Genomic DNA, 21362 nt, shown 5'->3' on the forward strand with positions numbered 1-21362 from the left:
TCCTTTTCCGCTTATCCCTTTTATTTGCCGGACTTTGAAGCGAGCATTTTCTTTAAATACTGCCCGGTATAAGATTCGGGAACCTTTGCAACTTCTTCCGGTGTACCCGTGGCAATTACGGTTCCTCCGCCACTGCCGCCCTCCGGACCAAGGTCAATAATATAATCGGCAGTTTTTATTAAATCCAGATTATGCTCAATTACCAGAACGGTATTGCCGTTATCCACCAGCTTTTGCAGAACATTAATCAGCATGTGCACGTCGGCGATATGCAGCCCGGTAGTCGGTTCATCCAAAATGTAAATGGTTCTACCCGTGGAGCGCTTGGAAAGTTCGGCGGCCAGCTTAACACGCTGCGCTTCGCCGCCGGAAAGGGTCGTTGCAGGCTGACCGATTTTGATATAACCTAGCCCAACGTCCTGCAGGGTTTGGAGCCTACGAGCAATCCGTGGGATGCTGGAGAAGAATTCCAGCCCCTCTTCTACCGTCATTTCCAAAACATCGTAAATGCTTTTTCCTTTGTATTTGATTTCCAGTGTTTCACGATTGTAGCGCTTTCCTTTGCAGACATCACAGGGAACGTATACGTCCGGAAGAAAATGCATTTCGATTTTAATGATTCCATCGCCTTCGCAGGCCTCACAGCGGCCCCCTTTAATGTTGAATGAAAATCGCCCGGAGTTATACCCACGCAGCTTAGCATCTTGAGTAGACGCAAACAGCTCCCGAATATCGGTAAAAAGCCCGGTATAGGTTGCGGGGTTGGAGCGGGGCGTGCGCCCAATCGGTGACTGATTAATTTCAATCACCTTGTCCAGCGCCTCAATACCTTTAATTTCTTTGAACGCACCAGGTCTGGTTTTGGCTCCGTTCAGTTCTGCCGCAAGATATTTATAGAGGATCTCATTAATCAGAGAAGATTTTCCGGAACCGGATACACCGGTAACGCAGACAAATTTTCCAAGCGGAATATCCACATTGATGTTCTGAAGGTTGTTCTGGCTTGCACCAATAATTTTCAGCTTTTTGCCGTTTCCTTTTCTGCGTTTTTCCGGTATTTCTACCCGTTTCTCACCGCTCAAATACTGCCCGGTGATGGAGTCTTTGCATTTCACAAGATCTTCGACTTTTCCGTTAAAGACTACGTTGCCGCCGTGAATTCCAGCCCCGGGGCCAATGTCGACAATATGGTCCGCCGCACGAATCGTATCCTCGTCGTGTTCCACAACAATGACTGTGTTGCCAAGGTCACGCAGACGCTTTAATGTGGCAAGCAGCTTATCGTTGTCGCGCTGATGCAGACCAATACTAGGTTCATCCAGAATATACAGAACCCCCATCAGGGATGAACCAATCTGGGTTGCCAGACGGATGCGCTGGCTTTCCCCACCTGAAAGCGTACCGGAAGAACGGGAAAGGGTTAAATATTCTAAGCCGACACTTTTCAGAAAGTTCAGTCGGCTTTTAATTTCTTTTATAATCGGCTTTGCAATCATGGTTTCCCGGTCATTCAGTTGTAGCCCGTCCATGAATTCCAGCGCCTGCGAAATGGATTTTTCGCAGAAATCGCTAATATTAATTCCCCCGACAGTAACAGCCAGGCTGATAGGTGCCAAACGCTTTCCATGACATTCGTCGCACGGAATGGTGCTCATATAAGATTCAATTTCTTCTTTAATCCAATTGCTCTGCGTTTCACGGAACCGGCGTTCCAGATTGTTGATAATCCCCTCGAACTCAGTATTGTATACCCCACTGCCATATTCATTCTGGCGGTGAATCTGAATCTTTTCCCCTTTGGTTCCATAAAGCAAAATATCGATAATTTCCGGCGGAAGCTGTTCCAACGGGGTGTCGAGTGAAAAATGATAATGCTTCGCAAGCGCTTCCATATACATGGTGGCGATGGTACTGCCTTCCATAGCCCACCCGCTTGCCTTTAAACCGCCCTGCTTAATGGAAAGCGACTTGTTTGGCATAATCAAATTAGGGTCAATTTTCATAAAGACACCCAATCCGGTGCACTTGGGGCATGCCCCGAACGGATTGTTAAATGAAAACATCCGGGGGGAAAGCTCTTCTACGCTGATTCCATGCTCCGGGCAGGCATAATTCTGGGAAAAGGTCAGGTCCTCCCCATCCACGATGCTGACGATAATCAATCCGCCTGACAGGGATGAAGCAGTTTCAATGGAATCGGCCAGACGGGAATGGATGGAAGGCTGAATTACCAAACGGTCAACAACAATTTCAATCGTGTGCTTTTTATTTTTTTCCAGGCTGATTTTTTCCGCCAAATCGTAAATAATTCCATCCACACGCACACGTACAAACCCGCTTTTGCGTGCTGCTTCCAGCTCTTTCTGGTGCTCTCCCTTCCGGCCGCGTACCACAGGAGCAAGGATCTGAACTTTAGTTCTCTCCGGCAGAGCCAAGACACGGTCTACAATTTGGTCAACCGTCTGCTGCGTAATCTCGCGGCCGCAGATTGGGCAGTGCGGAATGCCGATGCGGGCGTACAAAAGACGCAGATAGTCATAGATTTCCGTTACCGTACCCACTGTGGAACGAGGATTTTGGGAAGTGTTTTTTTGGTCAATGGAAATCGCCGGGGACAAGCCTTCAATATAATCCACGTCGGGCTTGTCCATCTGCCCTAAGAACTGACGCGCATAGGAAGAAAGCGATTCCATATAACGGCGCTGTCCTTCCGCGTAAATGGTATCGAATGCGAGGGATGATTTTCCGGAGCCGGACAGGCCGGTAAATACAATCAGCTTGTCGCGCGGAATTTCAATATCGATATTTTTCAGATTGTGCTCTCTGGCACCCTTTACATAAATGCTTTTTGCTGTCATCTTAATGGTAATCCTTTCGCTGTAAGCTGGAAGCCTTGCAGTTGGTACTTCCTATTAGAAGAATTATTTTCAAGCTTTTTTTGGAAACCAAAATTTATTTTTGACCGCTTAACTCCTTAATTTTATCGCGGAGATAGGCAGCGTGCTCAAATTCCAGCAGTTTAGCGGCAGCTTTCATTTCCCTGGTAAGCTGTTCAATCATCTGCTTTCTCTCTGCAGGAGTGAGACGCTTTTTCTTTTTCTCCTTGCTATCTTCTTTATGAGTCGATATTTCCAGAATATCGGCTACCTTCTTTATAATTGTTTTCGGCACAATACCATGTTCCTGATTATATGCCATTTGAATGGAGCGGCGGCGCTCTGTTTCACGAATGGCGGCTTCCATGGAAGGTGTTACGGTATCCGCATACATGATAACTTGACCTTCTGCGTTTCTGGCGGCACGCCCGATGGTCTGAACCAAAGAACGCTCCGAACGAAGGAAGCCTTCTTTGTCCGCATCAAGAATCGCGACCAAAGATACTTCCGGGATGTCCAAACCTTCGCGGAGAAGATTGATTCCAACCAGCACATCGAATTCACCTAGGCGTAGGTCGCGGATGATTTCCATGCGTTCCACCGTATCAATGTCATGGTGCATATAGCGAACCCGGATTCCCATGCCTTCCAGGTAAGAAGTCAGGTCTTCCGCCATCTTTTTGGTCAGGGTGGTAACCAGCACGCGTTCCTGTTTTGCTGTGCGCAGATTGATTTCCGAAATCAAATCGTCGATCTGCCCGTCGGTTGGTTTGACAATGACCTCTGGGTCGACCAATCCTGTTGGGCGAATTACCTGCTCTACAATCTGAGCGGATTTCTCTTTTTCAAAATCCCCCGGAGTAGCGCTTACAAAAACCACCTGATTCACGTGCTCATAGAATTCGTCAAAATTCAGCGGGCGGTTGTCAAACGCAGATGGAAGACGGAATCCGAAATCAATCAGGGACTGCTTGCGTGCGCGGTCACCGGCATACATAGAGCGAACCTGCGGCAGCGTAACATGGGACTCGTCCACAAAAAGCAGGAAGTCTTTCGGGAAATAGTCCAGCAATGTAAACGGAGCGCTGCCAGGCGCCCTACCCGACATAACACGGGAATAGTTTTCAATGCCCTTGCAGAAACCGATTTCACCAAGCATTTCCATATCATATTGCGTGCGTTCCTGAATGCGCTGTGCTTCAATCAGCTTTCCCTTACTTTTGAAATAAGCCACCCGCTCTTCCATTTCCTGCTGAATGTTGTTAAGGGCCCGCTGCATTTTTTCGCGCGGTACAATATAATGGGAAGCCGGATAAATCGCAACGTGTTTCAACTCCGCTTTTAATTCCCCGGTTAATGCATTGATTTCGGTGATGCGGTCCACCTCATCCCCAAAAAATTCAACCCGAATCGCAGTGTCATTCGATTGGGCAGGGAAAATCTCCACAACATCACCGCGCACCCGGAATTTGTTACGGGTAAAGTTGACGTCATTTCGCTCGTATTGAATTTCTACCAGCTTTCGTAGCAGATCGTCACGATTTTTCTGCATACCGGGCCGCAGGGAAATCACCATCGTTCGGTAATCGATTGGGTCGCCCAAGCTGTAAATGCAGGACACGCTGGCCACAATTATAACATCCCGGCGTTCAGAAAGCGCAGAAGTTGCAGAGTGCCTTAACTTGTCAATCTCATCGTTGATTGCGGAATCCTTTTCGATATAGGTATCCGTTGTGGGAATGTAGGCTTCCGGCTGATAATAATCATAGTAGCTGACAAAATATTCCACGGCATTTTCCGAAAAGAATTCTTTGAACTCGGAGCACAGTTGCGCGGCAAGCGTCTTATTGTGCGCGAGCACAAGAGTCGGCCGGTTTAATTGCGCAATCACATTTGCCATGGTAAACGTTTTGCCGGAACCGGTAACCCCCAGCAGCGTCTGTTCTTTGTACCCATTCTGCAGCCCGTTGACCAGTTCCTGTATCGCCTTCGGCTGATCGCCGGTAGGTTTGTACTGTGAAACAAGTTTAAAATCCATATTACTCCGTATCCTCTGTATCCTCTTTCTGATTAAACAAATCAGGCATAATACCGCTGTTAGCCGTTGAAAAATAATCGTTGTCGCTGACAATAATATGATCAATCAGACGAACTTCCACGGTTTGAAGTGCTTCAAAAACCCATTTGGTCGTATTCAGGTCCTGCTTGGAAGGCAGACAGTTCCCGCTTGGATGGTTGTGCGACAAAATTGCATAAACCGCATTGTACTGTACGGCAAGCCGTACAATCTGCTTAATATAAATATTCGCGGTAACCGCCGAACCCTCGTTTACAATTCCGCAGTACAGAACCCTGCTTTTGCTGTCCAACAGCATCAACGTTACCGCTTCGTTCGCACGGCCGATATATTTGGGAAGAAGATATTTCGCCGCTTCGTCAATGCAGTAAATGCGGTGCTTCTCGCTGTTCAGGTTTTCCTGATAACATCTGCTGATTTCCGGAATCAATTTGATTAAGGTGGCAGCGGACCGCCCAATGCCATCCACCTGGAGCAATTCTTCAAAGGGAGCGTTGAACACCCCGGAAAGCGAACCGAACCTCTGCAAAAGCTCGTGCCCAATGGGATTAGTGTCTTTCAACGGAATCGCAAAGTACAGGAGCAGTTCCAGCACTTCATGCGGCTCAAAATGGTCCAGCCCTTCCGCCAGAAATTTATTTTTTACCCGTTCTCGGTGCCCACTGTGTACGGAGGAGGCGGCGTTTTGTTTGGCTTTCAGCGTGTTTGTTTGCTCCGGTTTTTCCAACGCAGCCACCACCTTTCTTTGCATAGGCAAAATTTATATTTTTCGGCTTCCCGGCTTCACTGGCGCGGGAGCCCCGGCTTTGCACAAAGGGCAGTCTTCCGCTTCCCAAGATTCCACTTCCATGGAAATAACAGCGCGGAACGGCACGCCGAAATCAATTTTCCCTCCGGTTCGGTCCACAATGGAACCTACTCCCACTACAACGCCGCCCGCTGCTTTGACCAGCTCAATCACTTCACGCACAGAGCCGCCCGTGGTTACCACGTCTTCCACAACCAACACACGGTCGCCGGGATTCACCACAAATCCGCGGCGGAGGGACATTTTCCCCTCTTCATCACGTTCGGTAAAAAAGTTTTCACAGTGAAGGGAACGGCTGACTTCATAAGCCATTTGAACAGCTCCCATAGCAGGCCCGATGACAATTTTAATCCGATCGTTTTTAAATTGTTCGGCAAGCGCACCGCAAAGTTCTTCACTGTACTTCGTGTTGCGGAAAATCCTGGCACACTGCAAGTACTTGTTGCTGTGCCGGCCGGACGTCAGTTTGAAATGCCCTTCCAGCAGAACACCGGCTTCTTTCAGAATTTCCATGATTCTTTCCTGTGTCATCGCATCTGGTCCCCTTTTCTTTCTCTTTCGATTCATTATATACTAAAAAATATTGTTTGAAAAGTATTTTCGTCTTTTCGGAGGCGATGATACGTGCTATAATCATGGTTGCCGATTTTATTCTTATATTGGTATTTCAGCAAAAAAATAAACACTGTAATTTCTCTATTTTGTACATGGGAGCAACACAATGAAGCAGGTTGTAATTCAAAAAAATGACGCCGGCCAGCGTCTGGACAAGTTTCTGACCAAAACCTACCACAATCTTCCCACATCGATGATGTACAAGGCAATTCGGAAAAAAGATATTAAGTTAAATGGGAAGCGCTGCGAAATTTCGACTCATCTTCAGGAAGGCGACGTGTTGACCATGTTCCTGAAAGATGAATTTTTTCAGCAGGAACAAAAGGAATATGATTTTCTTAAAGCGCCCAATCGATTGAATATCATCTATGAAGACGAGAATATCATGATTTTAGATAAAAAGCCGGGTCTAATCGTTCATCCGGACGAACACTATCATTTTGATTCCCTGATTGCCCGGGTGCAGCATTATTTGTATGACAAGGGCGAATACCATCCGGAGGAGGAAGCCTCATTCGCTCCGGCATTGATTAACCGGATTGATCGGAATACCGGCGGCATTGTTATGGCAGCCAAAAATGCAGAAACCCTACGCATTATGAATGAAAAGGTAAAAAAGCGCGAACTGCAAAAGCTGTATCTCTGCATTGTGCACGGTGTGATGAAGAAAAAAGAGGCGGTTCTGGAAGGATACTTGGAAAAAAATGAAAACCAGAACCGCGTTTATATCCATAACACGAAAACCGACGATTCCAAAACAATTCGCACGAAGTACCGGGTATTGGAGGAACATGGGCCATTCAGCCTTCTGGAGGTGGAACTGCTGACCGGGCGTACGCATCAAATCCGCGCACACCTTGCTTCCATTGGCCATCCCTTGGTCGGGGACGGGAAGTACGGAACCAACGCCATGAACAAAGGAACCGGATTCAAATACCAGGCGCTATACTCCTATAAGCTGAAGTTTGAGTTTAAAACGGATGCTGGCATTCTGAACTATTTAAATAACAGAGAGTTTGAAGCAAAAGAAGTCTGGTTTTTAAACGAATTTAAAAAACTGTAGTAAACTGCTGTCAAAAAGCTTTTAAAAAACAGGTGCCATATCTTTATGGCACCTGTTTTTTCGTTACCAATCATCAGCTGAGATGGGAAATCGGATTTCCGATATTTTCCCAAATTGCCACAGCAGAGTTCTTTTTTCCGTCAATTCCTTTCAGAATTTGCTGCAGCTCCGCCATATGCTCATGATAGGCTGGGTTTTCAATGACGGTAATCAACGCTTTCCGAATCTCATCTGCTTGCCATTGTTGGATGGGAATGCGTATTCCCGCGCCGCGCTCAACAAGATGATCAAGGTTAACCTGCTGTTCCGGCTGAACGGCAAATCCGACGATGGGTGTACCGCAGGAAATCGCCGTTTGCACCGTCCCCTGTCCTCCATGTGAAAGCACAAGATCGGCCATCCCATTCACTTTAACAGCGGGTACAAAGGAATCTGTTAGATAAATATGCGGATTTTCGCCCACCAGCGCCCGTGCTTCCTCAATTGGGCACACGGAAGGCGGGCAGACAACGACTGCATCCCATTCCGGATGCTCTCCTAGGGTTAGCGCGCGAATGGCTTCCAGCAAATTTTTACTTTCACCGGAACTGCCCAGCGTACAAAATATTTTTGTGTTTTTATTTTCCGGAGCAAAGCGCTTTAAGATGTTAATATCAATCTCATCATAGGGTTCGCTTGGCGAAAACAAAGGCCCAACCACCTGAAAATTTTTCGGCATGGGGTCGCCTTCGTAAAATACCGGAAGATCGTTTACAATCGTAAAATCCGCCTTCAGCATATCAAACAGGTTCTGCATTTCGGGCGTTTCTGTTTTTCGCGTTACTTTTTGATAAGCCGATATAATATTGTTCTGTTTCAGCAAAGGCGCTTTTAGCTTGAATTTCGGCGGCATTTTCGCCATAATAAACTTTCTTGCTTTAATGGGTAAGCGCGTCAAATGCTCCAAAAAATCGGGAATATCTTTTAACAGATAGGTGCAGAAAGGGTCCTGAGCAAACGGAAGCGGAAAATAGGCAATTTCTTTATTAACCCGCGCAATTTTTGCGGCAACGCCAGCAATCGGCCAAAATCCGTGGATGAAAACATCCGGACGAACCTCATGGATGGCATCAATTTCCCCTTGTAACAGTTGAACCGCCAGTTCTTTATCTCCAACCATATCCACCACGGTCGACTTTAAATCATGCCGGAAACCGACCCCGGGCAGTTCCGGTGCAACGCGATGCACGCTGAATCCATCCATCTCAATTTTATTGTCGAAGGAACTCCCATGGCTGAAAAAAACAATTTCCAGTTTTATTCCCGGAGGGCAGTTTTCACGTAGACCGCGTGCAAGTTCAATGGCACGTGTTGCTTCCCCTGCATCCTGCAGCAAAGAAGAAATTGCTATTTTAAAGATCGGAATACCTGACATAGAAACACCTCTCCCGAACTTTGATTAGGACACTGATTTCTGTCCCGCTGTTCTGTATTGGTTCTAATACAACCGGTCAAATTGGTTCATCCCCAATTTACCCGATGGGGTAGAAATGCACCAAGGATATTCGACCGCAATTGGCTCCGGCTGGAGCCTACACATATCAACATAGATTTATATCGGAAAAATTCCAAAAGAATTTACCTTTCGGTCATAAATTAATTCGCATTGGAAAAACTATCGAAGAAAAATCAAAGAATGAAAGAAATGAAAAAACGAAGCATCAATATGATTTCAAAGAAAGGATGGTCCTATTTTTGAAGACAAAATACAGCGGATTATTTGAACTGCTCGGGGAAGACCGACAGGCAAAAGAATATTATGACTCCTTGCCGGATTATGTGAAACAGTCAATTTCCGCGCGGGAACAGAATATCAATTCGTTTGCTTCCCTGCAGGATTATGCCCAGAACCTGTTAAGGAACGAATAACAAAATCTTAGGCGCCCCTGAAAAGCCGCGTATGATTGGCTGTTCAGGGGCGCTTTTTTATGGCTTGAGAATGGCCTGCTTCATGCTTTTTACAAAATCCGTCACCGGTTTCAACGAGTTCTCTCTGTTCTGTTCCACGATTTTTACAATGGCGCTCCCCACAATCACACCGTCGCAGTAAGTGCTCATTGTTTTGGCCTGGTCCGGCCGTGCAATCCCAAATCCAAGCGCACAGGGGATGGATGCGTATTTGTGAATTAGACCAAAGAATTCGCTGAAATCCGTCGTAAAACTGCTTCTGGTTCCGGTTACGCCGGTGGAAGAAACGCAGTACAGAAAGCCTCTGGCCTGCTTTGCAATGGCGGCAATCCGGTCATGAGAGGTCGGCGCGACCAAATTGATAGAGATGACGCCGTGCTGTTGAGCCACATCCAGAATTTCATCCCGTTCCTCAAAGGGCATATCCGGTACAATCACACCATCGACGCCACACTCCGCACATAGATGGAAAAAACGTTCCTTCCCGAAACGGAAAATCGAATTCAGATACAGCATCAGCAGGAGAGGTTCATCGGTTTTTTCGCGAATGCGGCGGACCATTCCAAAAATCCCGACCAGTGTGGTGCCAGAATCCAACGCGCGTTTGCTTGCTCTTTGAATGACGGGACCTTCCGCAATCGGGTCGGAAAACGGCACACCGATTTCCACCAGATCGGCGCCGGATTCAATCATGCCGAGCACCAGCTTTTCCGTGGTTTCCAGATTTGGGTCACCCGCCGTAACAAACGGAATAAATGCCTTTTCCCCGTTCTGCTTTAATTGGTGGAGTTTCCTTTCAATTCTGTTCATTCAAATTCACCCCTCTGTATCTTGCTATGGAATAAACGTCTTTGTCGCCGCGCCCGGACAGGTTAATAATCATAACCTGATTTTTACCCATTTTGGGAGCGATTTTCATGGCCGCCGCGACCGCGTGAGCGGACTCAATCGCCGGAATGATTCCCTCGGTTTTCGACAGGTATTCGAATGCCTGAACCGCTTCCTCGTCGGTAATCGCAACATAGTCCGCACGCCCGGTGCGAAACAGATTGGCATGTTCCGGCCCGATCCCGGGGTAGTCCAATCCAGCCGAAATAGAGTACACCGGGGCGATCTGTCCCTCTTCATTTTGCAGGAACAAAGATTTCATTCCATGGAAAATTCCAGTGGTACCTTTGGCAATCGTCGCCGCATGCAGGGCCGTGTCAACTCCTTTCCCGGCAGCTTCCGCGCCGACCAGGCGAACGCCGGAATCCGGAATAAAGTCGTAAAACAGCCCCATTGCGTTGGAACCGCCCCCAACACAGGCAACCACGCAGTCCGGCAGTTTTCCCTCCAATTCCATAAGCTGGCGTTTTGCCTCCACACCGATTACTTTCTGAAAATCGCGCACCATCTGCGGATAAGGATGTGGCCCCATGACGGAACCAATCAAATAGTAGGTGCTTTCCACATTGGCCGACCAGTCACGCATGGCTTCGTTGATTGCATCTTTCAGCGTTCCGGTGCCGGATTCCACCCCGGTGACCTTTGCGCCCAGCAGCTGCATCCGGTACACATTTAGCGACTGGCGCTCCATATCCTTCACGCCCATGAACACCTCACATTCCAGCCCGAACAGCGCGGCCGCGGTGGCGGTAGCAACACCATGCTGGCCCGCGCCCGTTTCCGCAATGATACGTGTTTTGCCCATACGCTGCGCCAGAAGAATCTGGCCGAGAACGTTGTTGATTTTATGGGAACCAGTATGGTTCAGGTCTTCCCTTTTTAGGTAAATTTTTGCCCCGCCAAGGTCCTTTGTCATTTTTTTCGCGTAATAAAGCATGGAGGGACGGTTTGCATAGTCCCTGTACAGCGTCTGAAGCTCCTGCTGGAACGCGGGGTCGGCGTGGTATTTTTGGTAAGCCTCCTCCAATTCGTGAATGGCGTTCATCAGCGTTTCGGGTACATACTGACCGCCAAATTCCCCGTATCTGCCGATTTTACTCATGAATTCTCCCTGCCTTTCTAAATCATGAAATCACAGAATGTTTCGTATGATTCGCATAATGGTTTCGATTTTTTTCCGGTCTTTTACGCCGTCTGTTTCAATGCCGCTGGATATGTCTACGCCATACGGGTGTAAGGACGCAGCTATGGTGCGAATGTTGTCGCTATTTAACCCTCCAGCCAAAAAATATGGACGGGCAATGTTTGCTTTTTGAATGACTGCAAGATTTGCGATTTTCCCCGTACCGCCGTAAGAGGAGTCAGAAAAGCTGTCCAGCAGAAGAAAGTCGGCGGACAAACGAAGCGCGGCGGAAAGACTCCGTTCATCCTGTACGCGCACTGCTTTCCAAACGGAGCAGCTCGGCAAACGGGCGCGCAGATACGCGATCTCTTCTTCTGTTTCGTTTCCGTGCAGCTGAATAGCCTGCAGACCAACCATTTTGGCAACCATGGCAACGGTTTCCGGCTGCTCGTTTACAAAGACCCCCACCTTCTGAATGTTCCGGTCCAGCTTTTCCGCCAGCTTCGCCGCCGTCTGCGGCGTAATTCTGCGCTTCGTTCCCGCGAAAACGAATCCAACGTAATCCGGTTGGAATTCGTTCATATACCAGATATCCTCCGGCCTTTTTACGCCGCACAGCTTTACTTTCACAGCTTTCTCCTCAATTCACGCAGCATTTCGGGAATGGAAGGGCTCCGCATCAAGGTTTCCCCAATCAAAACGGCATCCGCCCCTGCCTGTTCCGCGGCAAGAAAATCTTCGTGGGTAACAATGCCGCTTTCCGAAACCAGCACACAGTCCTTCGGAACATGCTTTGCCAAACGTGCGGTGGTCTGCAGGTCAACCTGAAGGTTTTTTAAGTCCCGGTTATTAATTCCGACCAGCTTGCTTTCCATTGCTAAAACGCGCTCCAACTCCCGCTCGTTGTGTATTTCCATAAGACGGTCCAGTCCCAGCGAATCGGCAAGTTTCGAATATTCCCTCAGTGCTTCATCCGGCAGAAGGGCGGCAATCAAAAGCACGGCGTCCGCTCCAATTGCTTTCGCCTCGTAAATTTGATACGGATGAATGATAAAATCCTTTCGCAGAATGGGAAGGCCGACCGATTGGCGGATTTCTTTCAGGTAGACGGAGGAACCCTGAAAATAGACTTCTTCCGTTAGGACGGAAATCGCATCCGCGCCGGCGGTTTCATAAGCTTTTGCAATGGTAACCGGGTGAAAATCCGGACAGATCAGCCCTTTCGATGGAGATGCCTTTTTTACCTCTGCAATGACCGACAGCCCGTTTTTTTCCAGTGACGCGGTAAAAACGCCGCAGTTTGCTGCATGTTCCGCGGCTTTTTTTACCGTTTCCAAAGGAACGCGGTTCATTTCCCGTTCCAGCTGAATCCGCCTTTTTGCTGCAATTTCATCCAATATCAATCGTGGTCGCCATCCTTTCGCAAAAACTTATGGTACCAACCATTCCGCTTATTTTGAGACACGGTTGGAGATTGCTTTAAGCTGATTCAGTTTCTCCCTAGCCGCACCGCTGTCAATGGACTGCTCTGCCAAATGGATTCCTTCTGCGATGCTGCCGGCAAGCTTTCCGACGTATAAGGCGCAACCCGCGTTTAGCAGAACAATGTCGCGGGCGGGGCCCTTTTCGCCGGAAAGCACCGCAAGTGTTATTTGGGCGTTATCCTCCGCCGTGCCGCCAACGATATCCGATTTCTTTGCCAGCCTCATGCCGTAATCGACCGGGTTCAGGGTATATCGCGTGATCGTTCCATCCCGAATTTCGCAGAGCTCTGAGCAGGCGGAAATGCTGACTTCATCCAGGCCGTCGCTGCCGTGCACCAGAAGTGCGCTTTTCACACCGAGATTTTTCAAGACGTTGGCAAGCGGCTCCAGCAGCTTTTCGTCGTAAACACCGAGCAGCATGGTGTTGGCATGTGCCGGATTGGCAAGCGGCCCCAAAATGTTGAATACGGTGCGCAGACCAGTTTCCCGGCGCGGGCCCGCCGCGTAACGCATGGAGCCGTGGTAATTCTGGGCAAACAGAAAGGTAATTCCGCATTCTTCCATACATTGCGCGGCCTGTTCCGGGGTAAGCCGAATGTTAACGCCCAGTGCCTCTAAAACATCCGCCGCGCCGCTCTTGCTGGAAACGCTCCGGTTCCCGTGCTTGGCGACTTTTAACCCCGCCCCCGCCGCGACAAACGCAGAGGTGGTCGAAATATTAAAGCTGTTCGCAAGGTCCCCACCCGTACCGACAATATCCGTCGCCGCCGAGGAAATCGGTACCGACTTGGCTTTTTCACGCATTACTTTTGCAAAACCGGTGATTTCCTCAATGGTTTCCCCCTTCATTCGAAGGGCGGTAATAAACGCCGCAATCTGGGAATCGGTGGCCTCGTCGCTCATGATATAATTCATGGCTTGCATGGCTTCCTGCTCCGTCAGATTTTTCCCATCCACCACTTTGGAAAGATAGGGCTTTAATCCGATTCGTTGTTCCGCCGGAATGGAGGGAACAATCGTCTGCTGCAATACCAAGTGACACACCTCTTTCAGAAAATTATATAGAATCTGATCCCCGCAGGCGGTTAATACGGATTCCGGATGGAACTGAACCCCGTAAGTAGGGTCGGTTTGATGCTGCAACGCCATAATCTGGCCATCTTTATCCTGTGCGGTTACAATCAAACATGCCGGCAGAGAATTTCTATCCAAAATCAGCGAATGATACCGCGCCGCCTCCATTTCTTTCGGAATTCCGCGGAAAAGCGGACAATTCGGATTCACCCGGATCTTACTGGATTTTCCATGCATCACCCGGGAAGCACGAACGACAACCGCCCCAAACGCCTCCCCAATGGACTGATGGCCGAGGCATACACCGAGAATCGGTATTTTCCCGCTGAAACGCCGGACGGCCGCCACCGAAATTCCAGCGTCCTTTGGGTACCCCGGGCCTGGGGAAAGAATCAAAGCCTGCGGGTTTAACGCTTCTATTTCCTCCAGCGTGATTGCATCGCTGCGAACTACAAGAATATCAGAATACAGCGCTCCAATCCGCTGGTACAGGTTATAAGTAAAGCTGTCATAGTTGTCGAGCAAAAGAATCATAGTTCATTCGCCTCCCGGATTGCATTGATTACAGCCTGCGCTTTATTTCTTGTTTCCAGATACTCTTTTTCCGGTATGCTGTCGGCGACAATGCCGGCCCCGGCCTGCACATAGGCTTTGCCGTTGCGGAACAGTGCTGTGCGGATGGCAATGCAGGTGTCGATATTTCCGTCGAATCCAAGGTAACCGATTGCCCCGCCGTAAACGCCGCGCTTTTTGGGTTCCAGCTCGTCAATGATTTGCATTGCGCGGATTTTCGGCGCGCCGGAAAGGGTTCCCGCAGGGAGTATGGAAAGTAAAGCGTCCACCGAAGTTTTATCATTCTGCAGGGTTCCATGCACCTCCGTAACCAAGTGCATTACCTGGGAACAGCGTTCCACATGCATGAAATCGGCCACCTGCACAGAGCCGAACCGGCTGACGCGCCCCACATCGTTGCGTCCCAAATCAACCAGCATGGTATGCTCCGCCCGTTCCTTTTCATCCTGTAACAACTGCTGTTCCAGCATTTTGTCTTCCGCTTCCTCTTTGCCGCGCCGAATAGTCCCCGCAATCGGTTTATTGGTAATGAAACCGTCCTCCACATTGACCAGCATTTCCGGGGAAGCGCCCGCAATTTGAAATGCCTTGGACTGAAAATAGTAGAGGTACGGAGAAGGATTCGTTGCGCGGAGCGCCCGGTAGACAAGAAACGGTTCCGGCGGGTTTTCAATTTCAAAGCGCTGCGAAAGAACAACCTGAAAAATATCACCCGCCAGAATATGTTCCTTCGCCCGGTTGACCATATCGGTGTATTGTTCCGGTGTAGTATTGGAATGGATGATTGGATCGCCCCCGTTCTTCGCAAAAGTGGTTCCGGCGGATTCTTCGCCGATTTTCCGAAACAATTCTTTGGCACGCCGCTCACAAAGCGCGTACTGCGTTGCTGCATCCGAATCACGGTGGATATTCAAAATCACAAATACCTTGCTGCTTAAATGATCGAACGCAATTACTTCATCGTATAAATCCAGTACGCAGTCCGGCAATAGCAGGTCATCCTCCGGAGGGGCCTTCAGCGTATTTTCCAGGTAACGCAGCATATCATAGCCGAAGTATCCGACCAACCCGCCTGTAAACCTTGGAAATCCCGCAAAAACGGGAGAGCGGTACTGTTCCATGATTTTGGAAAGATAGGAAGCCGGATTTTCGATGCGTTCGGTGTGCGACGTTCCGTTTTGATTAAAAGTCGCTGTTCCGTTTTGAATGGTTACCTGTGCTTTTGGATGGATGCCGATGAATGAATAGCGCCCCCATCGTTCCGAATTTTCTACGCTTTCCAGAAGAAAGCATGTCTCCGAATACGCTTTCAGCGTGCTGAAAATACCAACCGGTGTCTGGCAGTCCATCAACTGGGAGGAAAAGACCGGAACCGTTCGGTAGCTTTGCAGAAATTCCTGAACGACTTCCAAAGATGGGTACAACATTGAAAAACTCTCCTTCCGTAATAAATTTGAGTAAAAAAAGAGCCTATCGTCCCCTTTTGCTAAGGGACGATAGGCTCGTGGTGCCACCCTCATTCGAGAACGAATGAACGTTCTCCTCATCCGGGTACACAACCAATCAGCTTTCAGAAAAGGTACGCCGCATTTGCTTGGATACCCTCCCGCTGTAACGTGCGGAGCACGGCGACAGATACTCGGGATTCCCCTTTTCCTGCGCTTCTCACAAATCCATTCGCAAACATCGTTTGTACCGGCTCTCACCATACGCCGTGCTCTCTGTGACACCGTTGTGTTTGTTACTTACCTTTGCTCAACGAATTTATCTTATGTGAATCCCATTTAGCGATTCACATTATTCAATTGATGTAATTATAAAGCGTTTCAAATCATCTGTCAAGGGCTTTTAAGTCTATTTTATGAGGAAATGTCTGAAATAGTTCGCGTTTTCTTTCTTAATTTTTATCCGCATTTATTCCCGCAGTAATTCCGGCAACATATTTCGATATACCACCATTACCTGCGGGTACTTCCCAATCCAGTGCAGCGCCCATTCGCCGCGATGCGGTTCCATAACGATAATCGGAATCCCTTTTTGGCCCGCCAGCTCCAGCCCGGATTTTCCCGCCTTATTATTTTCATCCATGTAATTATACTGAATATAGCCCCTGTCTGTTTTGTACTAATCATACCGTTGAAAGAAACTGGTTGCAATACCTGAAATGATATTTTCTGCTGATCCAGAAAAGTAAGGAAGCAGGAACCCACCGTTCCTGCTTCCTTTTCCCGATTAAATTCCAAGTTCACGGTAATGATGTAGCTCGACCATTAAGCCGTACTTCGGAATATTCAGTTTTCGTATTCGGCCCGTTTCCCCATCTACGGATATTGTATAATCGTACCCGAAGGAACTGCCGGAAAATTCGTTGCCGTGGGATGCGGTTAACGCCCCGGAATAAGAGGCAGAGTCCAAAGTTTGCTTAATCAGATAGGCAAAGCTTGTTTTGGGCAACACGCAGTCTTCGCTTTCTGCCGTCAAGCCGCTGTAAGAAATGGAAAATTTGTTGTCTTTCCAAAAATAGGTCATGCCATTGGCATCCCCAGAAGTGATTTTTACACTGATAACACCGGGTGCAGACCGGCTGACATCGCATTCCGTCTGCTTGCCATTGTTGTTCACAGTAGCCTGACACTGGAAAGTGAACAGAATATCCTCCGGTTTTATGGTCTTATCCTCTCCCTGAGAGCAGGCGGAAAAAGAGAATAAAACTGCAAGAGTAAGCCATACCAAAACCGCACGCCTCATGCGCAGCACTCCCCGCTGATATTTTATCGAGTCAGGGGTTCCGCCGTGTTTTCCCGCTCGATTTTTAAAAACAGCTTTGGAAGCATCTGAATTAGATCGGTTGGAAGCATCGCACACTGGGAGAATTCTTTGGCGCAGCGGTCCCCAGCTTCACCATGAAGGTAAACCGCGCCGACTGCTGCCTGATAAGGCTCGATTCCCTGCGCGACAAAAGAAGCAATCATTCCGGCCAGAACGTCGCCGCTGCCGCCTTTCGCCATTCCGGCATTCCCGGTGGGATTTAAATATGCTGCACCGGACGGCCCGGCAATAATTGTGCCGGCACCCTTCAGAACGAGCGTTACCCCGTAAGTAAAAGCAAACTTCTGCGCATATTCCAGCCGATGCGCCTGAACATCCCGCACCGTAGTTTTCAAAAGCCTCGCCATTTCACCCGGATGAGGCGTGAGAATAACGGGAACTTCCGCTGTTTTCAATCTATTTATATGTTGTGCTAGAAGGTTTATGCCATCTGCATCGATGATCAGCGGGATTTTGGAATGAGCAAGAACCTCCATCAGCAGGTCAAGGGCAAAGCTGCTCTGCCCCAAACCGCATCCAAGCAGGCAGGCACTTGCCTTTCCAAGTGATTGCAGAAGCGCCTCCCTGCTCGTTTCCGTAATGGTGCCGCTTTCGGTCCGGTCAAGAAGCGTGTATACCGGTTCGGCAAGCCGTGAACCGACAATTCCATAGATGGACCTAGGAAGCGCAATATCGACAATTCCCGCTCCGCAGCGTACTGCCGCACCGGCGCTCATGACCGCGGCGCCGGCCATTCCCTCACTGCCGCAAACGCACAGCAAGCGCCCATAATTCCCCTTGTTGCTTTCCGGATTGCGCGGCCTGATGATGGATTTTGCGTGTTTCCATTCTGTTACCTCCAGTGTGGATTCCTGCGTTTCAATCAGGTGCGAGTCAATTCCGATTGGAAGCACTGCGACGCGTCCGCAGAAAGAACGCGCCGGTTCCAGTAAATGACCGTTTTTCAGAGTGGAAAAGGAAACGGTGTAATCTGCCGCCATACATGCGCCTTCCACAGCTCCCGTGTCACAATTGGCACCGCTCGGAATATCGAGGGAAACCAGTATGCCACCGGCCTGGGCTGCCGCATGAAACAAGGATGTCATATTTTCCGGAGCGCTTCCATGGAAGCCAGTTCCATAGATTGCGTCAATGATAAAATCCGCGGAACTTACCATCTGCTCCACTTGCTCCGGAAGTTCTTCATAAAATACTGTTTTCACGTTGGTCTGCTGCAGCCGTTCGAACATAGTGCGGGAAATTTCTGTCGCGGGAAGGCCCTGAACCAAGACTACAACCACCAGAGCACCGGCTTCTGACAAACTGCGGGCAACCACATAGCCGTCGCCCCCGTTGTTCCCTTTTCCGCAAAGAATCACAACATGCTTGTTGGAAAATTGAAATTGTTTCTTTAAAAACTGGGCAGCGGCATTCCCGGCGTTTTCCATCAGCTGTAAATAGCTGATGCCGGAAGCCACCGCCCTTTTTTCCAGTTCCCTTGACTGGGCACAATTCAGGACTTTCATGACGGATAAACCGCTCCTTTCATCGTGTAACATCGGCCGGGCGGCACGGGAAGGAAGGCTTACCCCTGCTTTTCTTCCCCAATTACCACGGCCGCAGCATATTCACGGGTATGCGTAATACTGACGGAAAAAGTGATTCCACGTTCTTCTGCGATTTTGACCGCATTGCCGCTTAAATGCAGGTATGGCTGACCGTTCGGGGCGCGGAGCAGCTCCACCTCATTCATGGAAAATCCACGCAAACCGGTACCAAGAGCTTTTGAAAACGCTTCTTTCGCACAGAAGCTGGCCGCTACGCTTTGAACGGGAAATCCGCGCATTTCAAGCTGAGAGTACTCGGACGGACCGAGTACTCTCAGACAAAAGCGCGGATTTTTCATCGCATTTTTTATTCTGTTGATTTCAACCAAATCAATTCCGACCGAATGCATCAATCGCTACCTGCCTTTGGAGAAACGGCTTGATTGCTCCAAGGACCTTTTCGTTGGGGCTGAATACGACCAGCACATTCCCGCCCTTTTTCGAATCGTTTCCGACAAAATACCATGCGTCCTGACCGTCGTCCGTAACGGAAGCAATCAGTCGGGCAGCATATGTTTTCTGCTGATGTTCTGCGGGGTTGTATTTTCCCATTTTCTCAACATTATGTGCATCCATGGAAATGACTCTTTTCCGGCTGCGGCGGTTAATAATTTTATCAATGGTAATATCGCCGTTTGTAATGCTGTATTCAAATTCCAGATTTCGGGAAGAAATCAGATAATAGGCTCCAAAACAAACGGCTATCAGTATAATTAAAGAAAAGCTGGGAATAAAGAGCATGCTTGCAGCAATGAGGAGAAGCCCCACAATTATAATTCCGGCAAAGATCAAATAATCCTTGGTTCCAAACTTCTTCTTTATAATTTGTTCAATAAATACATCCATTTTCCTGCCTCCATTTGTTAACCATTACTGCATATTGTAGCATACCCGGTTTTTATTTACAACCATTATTCTAATCTTTCCCATTACTGCAATAAAGATGTCATAAGTTGGAATAGCGCGCGGTCAACAGCAATATCCCGGATTTGCCGAAAATCTGCAGGCTGAATCGTAAAATTATGCCATAGGATATGCGACCGTTTGGAACTACTTGCATTTTCCAGACAAAAGTGATAATATTATTCAATACTGAGACAACATGAGGAAAAAGGAAGTAACCTTTGGGCATCCGCCAAGAGAGAGCGTGCCACCGGCTGAAAACACGCTTGCGGATAAAAAAGGCGAAGTTCCCTTTGGAGTGGCGCAGCTGAACAACAAGCGAGGAGCAAACAGTAGGCTGCGACGGCAGGCACCGTTATTGGCCGTAAAAGCATCAATTAGGGTGGTACCACGGAGCTAAGCCTTCGTCCCTTTCGGGGCGGGGCTTTTTTATTTTAAGTTTTAAAATATTTTCTTATAGCAGGAAAGGAAGGACTTTCATGAAAGAAAAGCTTGAGGCGATCCGCGAGCAAGCAATCCGCGAGCTGGCTGAGGCAAAGGGCCAGCAGGTATTGGAAAATTTGCGGATTAAATATCTGGGCAAAAAAGGGGAATTGACTTCTATTTTAAAGCAGATGGGCAGCCTGTCCCCGGAGGAACGGCCGAAAATCGGTCAGCTTGCAAACGATGTGCGCGCATTCATTGAACAGGATCTGGTAAAGCGCGCCGCAGAACTAAAGGAAGAAGAACTTAACAGAAGGCTGCAAAAGGAAAAAATAGACGTTACCATGCCAGGAACCAGACACAAGCTTGGTTCCAAGCATCCTCTTTCCATCGAATTGGATGCCATTAAAGAAATCTTTATTGGCATGGGTTTCGAAATCGTAGAAGGCCCCGAAGTGGAATATGACTACTACAACTTTGAAGCACTGAATATTCCGAAAAACCACCCAGCCAGAGATACGCAGGATACCTTCTACATCACCGACAATATTTTACTGCGTACCCAGACTTCCCCGGTTCAGGTCCGCGTGATGGAAAAACAGAAGCCACCGATTCGCATCATCTCCCCTGGCCGTGTCTACCGTTCCGACGCCGTAGATGCCACCCATTCCCCACTGTTCCATCAAATTGAAGGCCTTGTGGTTGACAAAGGCATTACTTTTGCCGATTTGAAGGGAACACTGGAAACGTTTGTAAAGCGCATGTACGGCGAAGACTCTGTCATCCGTTTCCGCCCGCATCACTTCCCCTTCACCGAACCTTCGGCGGAAGTTGACGTACAGTGCTTTAACTGCCATGGCGAAGGCTGCCGCCTATGCAAGGGCGAAGGCTGGATTGAAATTCTGGGCTGCGGCATGGTTCACCCGAAGGTTCTTTCCAACTGCGGCATCGACCCGGAAGTTTACAGCGGTTTTGCGCTTGGCATGGGACTGGAACGTGTCGTCATGCGGAAATACAACATTGACGATCTTCGTCTGTTCTATGAAAACGACATCCGGTTCTTGAAGCAGTTTTAAGTCATGAGGAGGCGTAT

The 21362-nt window shown here is 48.6% G+C and carries 19 protein-coding genes and 2 other annotated features; of the genes, 3 read left to right on the top strand and 16 right to left on the bottom strand.

Annotated elements, in window-relative coordinates:
• Positions 1 to 20 precede the first annotated feature (20 nt).
• The 4 genes from uvrA to pyrE all read right to left on the bottom strand — a co-directional run bounded on the left by uvrA (position 21) and on the right by pyrE (position 6292).
• A complete protein-coding gene (uvrA, locus tag ACSVDI_RS08500) occupies positions 21 to 2858 on the bottom strand; it encodes an excinuclease ABC subunit UvrA (RefSeq protein WP_457942160.1) in 2838 nt (945 codons plus the stop codon).
• Positions 2859 to 2952: 94 nt separating this feature from the next.
• Complete coding sequence (gene uvrB, locus ACSVDI_RS08505; protein WP_457942162.1) at positions 2953 to 4914, bottom strand: excinuclease ABC subunit UvrB; 1962 nt, start codon at positions 4912 to 4914, stop codon at positions 2953 to 2955.
• A gap of 1 nt (position 4915) precedes the next feature.
• Positions 4916 to 5680: a JAB domain-containing protein gene (locus tag ACSVDI_RS08510; protein ID WP_457942163.1), complete on the bottom strand. Its 765-nt coding sequence runs from the start codon at positions 5678 to 5680 to the stop codon at positions 4916 to 4918.
• Between the two features lie 33 nt (positions 5681 to 5713).
• Positions 5714 to 6292 (bottom strand): orotate phosphoribosyltransferase, encoded by a 579-nt coding sequence (pyrE, locus tag ACSVDI_RS08515; RefSeq protein WP_457942164.1) that lies wholly within the window; start codon positions 6290 to 6292, stop codon positions 5714 to 5716.
• 190 nt (positions 6293 to 6482) lie between these two features.
• Between pyrE and ACSVDI_RS08520 the strand changes: the two genes are divergently transcribed.
• The gene (locus ACSVDI_RS08520; protein WP_457942165.1) at positions 6483 to 7439 is read left to right on the top strand and encodes an RluA family pseudouridine synthase; all 957 of its coding nucleotides are present in this window, start codon (positions 6483 to 6485) and stop codon (positions 7437 to 7439) included.
• Between the two features lie 73 nt (positions 7440 to 7512).
• Here the strand turns inward: ACSVDI_RS08520 and ACSVDI_RS08525 are convergent, their stop codons facing one another.
• Positions 7513 to 8853 carry a glycosyltransferase gene (locus ACSVDI_RS08525; protein WP_457942166.1) on the bottom strand — a complete coding sequence of 447 codons (1341 nt, stop codon included), beginning with the start codon at positions 8851 to 8853 and terminating at the stop codon, positions 7513 to 7515.
• Positions 8854 to 9173: 320 nt separating this feature from the next.
• On the opposite strand from ACSVDI_RS08525, the gene ACSVDI_RS08530 reads away from it, so the two are divergent.
• Positions 9174 to 9347, top strand: coding sequence for a hypothetical protein (locus ACSVDI_RS08530; protein WP_457942167.1), 174 nt, complete (start codon positions 9174 to 9176; stop codon positions 9345 to 9347).
• A gap of 57 nt (positions 9348 to 9404) precedes the next feature.
• On the opposite strand, the gene trpA is transcribed toward ACSVDI_RS08530, so the two are convergent.
• From trpA to ACSVDI_RS08585, 11 genes are all read right to left on the bottom strand, one after another.
• Entirely contained in the window at positions 9405 to 10196 is a 792-nt protein-coding gene (gene trpA / locus ACSVDI_RS08535) for a tryptophan synthase subunit alpha (protein WP_457942168.1), read from the bottom strand.
• A complete protein-coding gene (trpB, locus tag ACSVDI_RS08540) occupies positions 10183 to 11376 on the bottom strand; it encodes a tryptophan synthase subunit beta (RefSeq protein WP_457942169.1) in 1194 nt (397 codons plus the stop codon). Before trpB ends, trpA begins: the two co-directional genes overlap by 14 nt.
• Before the next feature lie 30 nt (positions 11377 to 11406).
• Positions 11407 to 12027, bottom strand: a complete 621-nt coding sequence (locus ACSVDI_RS08545; RefSeq protein WP_457942170.1) for a phosphoribosylanthranilate isomerase — start codon at positions 12025 to 12027, stop codon at positions 11407 to 11409.
• Positions 12024 to 12800, bottom strand: a complete 777-nt coding sequence (gene trpC / locus ACSVDI_RS08550) for an indole-3-glycerol phosphate synthase TrpC (protein ID WP_457942171.1) — start codon at positions 12798 to 12800, stop codon at positions 12024 to 12026. Before trpC ends, ACSVDI_RS08545 begins: the two co-directional genes overlap by 4 nt.
• A 48-nt stretch (positions 12801 to 12848) precedes the next feature.
• A complete protein-coding gene (locus ACSVDI_RS08555; protein ID WP_457942172.1) occupies positions 12849 to 14489 on the bottom strand; it encodes a bifunctional anthranilate synthase component II/anthranilate phosphoribosyltransferase in 1641 nt (546 codons plus the stop codon).
• The gene (trpE, locus tag ACSVDI_RS08560; RefSeq protein WP_457942174.1) at positions 14486 to 15955 is read right to left on the bottom strand and encodes an anthranilate synthase component I; all 1470 of its coding nucleotides are present in this window, start codon (positions 15953 to 15955) and stop codon (positions 14486 to 14488) included. The genes ACSVDI_RS08555 and trpE overlap by 4 nt, the downstream gene beginning before the upstream one ends.
• A gap of 59 nt (positions 15956 to 16014) precedes the next feature.
• Positions 16015 to 16296: a binding site (T-box leader), on the bottom strand.
• Between the two features lie 146 nt (positions 16297 to 16442).
• Positions 16443 to 16616, bottom strand: coding sequence for a hypothetical protein (locus ACSVDI_RS08565; protein ID WP_457942175.1), 174 nt, complete (start codon positions 16614 to 16616; stop codon positions 16443 to 16445).
• Positions 16617 to 16760: 144 nt separating this feature from the next.
• Entirely contained in the window at positions 16761 to 17276 is a 516-nt protein-coding gene (locus ACSVDI_RS08570) for a hypothetical protein (RefSeq protein WP_457942176.1), read from the bottom strand.
• 23 nt (positions 17277 to 17299) lie between these two features.
• Positions 17300 to 18862 (bottom strand): NAD(P)H-hydrate dehydratase, encoded by a 1563-nt coding sequence (locus ACSVDI_RS08575; protein WP_457942177.1) that lies wholly within the window; start codon positions 18860 to 18862, stop codon positions 17300 to 17302.
• Positions 18863 to 18921: 59 nt separating this feature from the next.
• Positions 18922 to 19293 (bottom strand): holo-ACP synthase, encoded by a 372-nt coding sequence (gene acpS / locus ACSVDI_RS08580; protein ID WP_457942179.1) that lies wholly within the window; start codon positions 19291 to 19293, stop codon positions 18922 to 18924.
• Complete coding sequence (locus tag ACSVDI_RS08585) at positions 19274 to 19789, bottom strand: DUF6106 family protein (protein ID WP_457942181.1); 516 nt, start codon at positions 19787 to 19789, stop codon at positions 19274 to 19276. Before ACSVDI_RS08585 ends, acpS begins: the two co-directional genes overlap by 20 nt.
• A 250-nt stretch (positions 19790 to 20039) precedes the next feature.
• Positions 20040 to 20261: a binding site (T-box leader), on the top strand.
• A gap of 64 nt (positions 20262 to 20325) precedes the next feature.
• Between ACSVDI_RS08585 and pheS the strand changes: the two genes are divergently transcribed.
• Positions 20326 to 21345, top strand: a complete 1020-nt coding sequence (gene pheS, locus ACSVDI_RS08590; RefSeq protein ID WP_457942183.1) for a phenylalanine--tRNA ligase subunit alpha — start codon at positions 20326 to 20328, stop codon at positions 21343 to 21345.
• Positions 21346 to 21362 lie beyond the last annotated feature (17 nt).

It is taken from the genome of Caproiciproducens sp. LBM24188, assembly GCF_054130445.1.